General features: G+C 42.7%; 4 protein-coding genes. 2 read left to right on the top strand and 2 right to left on the bottom strand.

The features are described 5' to 3' along the window. The first annotated feature begins 267 nt into the window (after positions 1-267). Positions 268-576, top strand: a complete 309-nt coding sequence (locus F0261_RS19605) for an isoamylase early set domain-containing protein (RefSeq protein ID WP_014949733.1) — start codon at positions 268-270, stop codon at positions 574-576. A gap of 120 nt (positions 577-696) precedes the next feature. Here the strand turns inward: F0261_RS19605 and F0261_RS19600 are convergent, their stop codons facing one another. Continuing rightward, on the bottom strand, positions 697-1,623 hold the full coding sequence (locus F0261_RS19600; protein WP_014976738.1) for an electron transfer flavoprotein subunit alpha/FixB family protein: 927 nt from the start codon (positions 1,621-1,623) through the stop codon (positions 697-699). After that, positions 1,620-2,372 (bottom strand): electron transfer flavoprotein subunit beta/FixA family protein, encoded by a 753-nt coding sequence (locus tag F0261_RS19595; protein ID WP_014949735.1) that lies wholly within the window; start codon positions 2,370-2,372, stop codon positions 1,620-1,622. The genes F0261_RS19600 and F0261_RS19595 overlap by 4 nt, the downstream gene beginning before the upstream one ends. Before the next feature lie 371 nt (positions 2,373-2,743). Between F0261_RS19595 and F0261_RS19590 the strand changes: the two genes are divergently transcribed. After that, a complete protein-coding gene (locus F0261_RS19590; RefSeq protein ID WP_171338719.1) occupies positions 2,744-4,393 on the top strand; it encodes an electron transfer flavoprotein-ubiquinone oxidoreductase in 1,650 nt (549 codons plus the stop codon). The last annotated feature ends 115 nt before the right edge of the window (positions 4,394-4,508 follow it).

Genomic DNA, 4,508 nt, shown 5'->3' with positions numbered 1-4,508 from the left:
CTAGTGTACTGATTTGTGGTTATTGTGCCCACTTAAGATTGTTAAATTTTGTGTCTGTTAATTGTTTTTAAAATACACATAAAAATCAGCCGCCCTAATATAAAAAATTATCAAAAGAATACAAAGTAAGATTGATAATTATCAGATTTTCGTTGATTATTTAATCACTCATTGGTTATGAGTTAACCGGCGGTTGTTATTTGAGCTTAGTCTTTAATGCGAAGTAGCCTCGGGAATGATTTCGCTACGTTGAAGGGAAAACACATTATGAGTCTTAAGAAACAATACCTTAAATCAAAACCTCTGTGCAAAGTGACATTTCGACTAAATGCGGAAGCGGCGCAAGACGCCAAAGAAGCAGCGTTGTGTGGTGACTTTACTGACTGGAAATCACAGCCACTAACGATGAAGAAACTGAAAAGTGGAGACTTCACGTTAACGGTGGATTTAGAGAAGGATCACGAGTACCAGTTTCGCTATCTCATTGATGGTGAAAAATGGGAAAACGATTGGGAAGCAGATGCTTATATTCCCTCACCTGTGAGCATAGAAGACAACTCAGTGGTGCGCGTTTAAATTATTGTTCCATTAAAAAACATACCCGTAACTACTCTAGGTATTTTATAACGATTCCCTACAAAAAAGGCTGCGTATACGCAGCCTTTATCTTCATTTTGCTAAACCTTATAATTCGATTTACAACGAATTTTCCAGCTCTGGAAGTACATCAAATAAGTCACCTACTAACCCGTAGTCAGCAACCTGGAAAATTGGCGCTTCTTCATCTTTGTTGATAGCAACAATGACTTTAGAATCTTTCATACCTGCAAGGTGCTGAATAGCGCCCGAGATACCTACAGCAATATATAGCTGAGGCGCAACAATTTTACCTGTTTGACCTACCTGCATATCATTCGGAACGAACCCAGCATCTACTGCGGCGCGTGATGCACCAATAGCAGCACCTAGCTTGTCAGCAATGCCCTCAAGAAGCTTGAAGTTGTCACCGTTTTGCATACCACGGCCACCTGAAATTACCACTTCTGCTGCAGTTAATTCAGGTCGCTCAGACTCAGTCAGCTCTGCCGATACGAAATCAGACTTATCACTGCCTTTTACAACGTCCACTGCTGCAACTTCTGCGCTGCCGCCTGTTGTTGCAGCATCAAATGATGCAGCTCGTACAGTAATGACCTTCTTCGCGTCAGATGATTGTACGGTAGCAATAGCGTTACCTGCGTAAATTGGGCGTACAAACGTGTCTTCACTCTCTACACCAATGATGTCAGAGATTTGCGCTACGTCTAATAAAGCCGCTACGCGAGGCATGAAGTTCTTACCTGTAGTGGTTGCAGCAGCAACAATGTGGCTGTAGTCAGCAGCAAGTTCTACAACTAGATCAGCCGTATTCTCAGCAAGCTGATGCTTGTAAGCAGCATTGTCAGCAACAAGTACTTTTGCAACACCGTCAATTTGCGCCGCGGCTTCAGCTACTGCTTGGCAACCTTCACCTGCGACTAGCACGTGAATATCGCCACCCATTTTTTGCGCGGCATTCACAAGCTTATGCGTTTCAGTCTTTAAGCTTGCATTATCGTGTTCTGCATATACGAGTACGCTCATGAGATCACCTTTGCTTCATTTTTTAACTTGTCTACTAACTCAGCAACATCTGCCACTTTAATGCCACCCTCGCGCTGAGGCGGAGGCGTCACTTTTAGCACCTTAACGTTTGAGTCAAGTGAAACACCAAAATCCGCAGCCGCTTTAACGTCTAACGGTTTGCGTTTTGCTTTCATGATATTTGGAAGCGATGCATAACGCGGCTCGTTCAAGCGAAGATCTGTGGTTACTACCGCTGGAAGCGAAAGTGCAACAGTTTGAAGACCGCCGTCAATTTCACGGGTTACATTTACTTTTTCGCCGTCAACAACGACTTCTGACGCAAAAGTGCCCTGTGGCATGCCAGTTAATGCAGCAAGCATCTGTCCTGTTTGGTTATTGTCAGAGTCGATACTCTGCTTACCAAGAATAACAAGCTGTGGTTGCTCTTCTTCAACTACTTTAGATAACAGCTTCGCCACTTGAAGTGAATCAAGATTTTGGTCGGTATCGATTTGAATACCACGGTCAGCACCTAGGGCTAGTGCTGTACGTATTTGTTCTTGGCAGCTCTTATCACCAATTGAAACAACAACGATTTCAGTGGCCACACCTTTTTCTTTTAATCGAACGGCTTCTTCAACAGCAATTTCGCAAAAAGGGTTAATGGCCATTTTTGCGTTGGTAAGATCTACGCCAGACTCATCGGCCTTCACTCTTACCTTAACGTTGTAGTCGATCGCGCGTTTGACCGGTACGAGTATTTTCATATTTACCTCAATTGTTGAGTTCGTCGGTGTCTATTACGTTTCATTAATAATTAACTATTAATAATTAAAAACGTATTACTTCACCACGCTTTTTGAAACTTTAACAATGTGCTCTACGTTAAAAAAGAATCCGTGGAACGTACGTTTTTTAAAGGCTAGCCTTAAAACGCCGTTAACACCACGTTTACGAGCAGTTATAATACACTGCCAGTTAACGTTAACGTAAACTGCTTTGCAATGTACTTACTGTTGACGTAAACGTCAACCTGCATTACCTTGCAAAACGACAATTAATTTACATGTTTTTGACACAAAGCATTATTTGTTTCATCAATAGTGCATTATAAAAATACAAACATAAGGAGCCTCCCGTGGAACGAGAATCGATGGAGTTTGACGTAGTCATCGTCGGTGCCGGCCCAGCTGGATTATCAACGGCTTGTAAGCTTATGCAGCTTGCAAATGAAAAAGACCAAGAGCTAATGGTTTGTGTGGTCGAAAAAGGCTCCGAGGTAGGTGCACACATTCTTTCTGGTGCCGTGTTTGAGCCGCGCTCACTAAACGAACTTTTCCCTGATTGGAAAGAAAAAGGTGCACCTCTCAATACACCAGTAACTGAAGACCACATTTACCTACTTAATGATGAGACTTCAGCGAAAAAGTTACCAAACGCTATTACCCCGAAAACCATGCACAACGATGGCAACTATATTGTGTCTATGGGTAATGTGTGTCGCTGGTTGGCAGAACAAGCTGAACAACTAGGTGTTGAAGTATTCCCTGGCTTTGCGGCCTCTGAAGTTATTTACAATGAAGATGGCAGTGTTGGCGGTGTACTTACCGGCGACATGGGCGTGGGTGAAAACGGGGAACCTAAAGACGGCTACATGCCAGGTATGGAGCTACGCGCTAAATACACAGTGTTTGCAGAAGGCTGTCGCGGTCACTTAGGGAAAGACCTCATTTCGCACTTTAAGCTGGACGAAGACAGTTCACCGCAACATTATGCCATTGGCTTTAAAGAGATTTGGGATATAGACCCATCCAAGCACCAGCCAGGGCTTGTGGTTCACAGTGCAGGCTGGCCACTTGACGATGCAACAGGCGGTAGCTATTTATACCACGCTGAAGATAACCAAGTGTTCGTTGGCCTAATCGTAGACCTAAACTACGACAATCCATACCTAAGCCCGTTTGATGAATTTCAACGGCTAAAGCACCACCCCGTATTTAAACAGTACCTTGAAGGCGGTAAACGTGTCTCTTATGGCGCCAGAGCTATCGCTAAAGGTGGGTTTAACTCATTGCCTAAAATGACCTTCCCAGGTGGCTTACTCGTCGGCTGTGAAGCCGGAACGCTAAACTTTGCCAAAATTAAAGGTAATCACACGGCCATGAAGTCGGGCATGCTTGCAGCAGAGAGTATTTTTGAAGCCATTTCAGAAAATGCTGAGGCTCCAGTAAAAGAGTTAACAAGCTTTACAGAGAAATTTAAATCATCGTGGCTATATGACGAATTGTTCCGCTCTCGTAACTTTGGCCCCGCTATCCACAAACTCGGAAATTTCTGGGGTGGCGCATTTAACACGCTAGAGCAAAATATCTTTAATGGTAATTTGTTTTTCACCATGAAAGACGAACATAAAGACTACGCACAGCTTAAAGAAGCGAAAGATGCAAAAGAGATTTCATATCCTAGGCCAGATGGCGTGTTAAGCTTTGATAAATTGTCTTCTGTATTTTTATCTAATACAAATCACGAAGAAGACCAGCCTTGCCACTTAAAATTAAAAGACCCGTCTATTCCTTTGCAGGTTAATTTACCTAAATTTGCAGAGCCAGCACAGCGTTACTGCCCTGCCGGGGTATATGAAGTAATTGAAGAGGAAGGTGAAAAACGGTTCCAAATTAATGCACAAAACTGTGTTCACTGTAAAACCTGCGACATAAAAGACCCAAGTCAAAATATTAAATGGGTAGTTCCGGAAGGTGCCGGCGGACCAAATTACCCGAACATGTAATTTAAAGTATTAATTTGCTATTTAACGGATATTTTTAAAAAGCGAGCTTGGCTCGCTTTTTTTTTGTGCTACTTTTATTTATTATCCAATAGAAATTAAGTACAACGTATTAAGG

Origin of the sequence: Alteromonas sp. 07-89-2, assembly GCF_013113925.1 — a bacterium.
Taxonomy (GTDB): Bacteria; Pseudomonadota; Gammaproteobacteria; order Enterobacterales; family Alteromonadaceae; genus Alteromonas; species Alteromonas macleodii.
Note: the sequence above shows the minus strand (reverse complement) of the source record. Positions and strands in the feature narration are given on the sequence as shown.

Excerpts from the sequence above, each read along its gene's own strand:
- F0261_RS19605 (WP_014949733.1), top strand. The coding sequence starts at position 268 with ATGAGTCTTAAGAAACAATACCTTAAATCAAAACCTCTGTGCAAAGTG.
- F0261_RS19600 (WP_014976738.1), bottom strand. The coding sequence starts at position 1,623 with ATGAGCGTACTCGTATATGCAGAACACGATAATGCAAGCTTAAAGACT.
- F0261_RS19595 (WP_014949735.1), bottom strand. The coding sequence starts at position 2,372 with ATGAAAATACTCGTACCGGTCAAACGCGCGATCGACTACAACGTTAAG.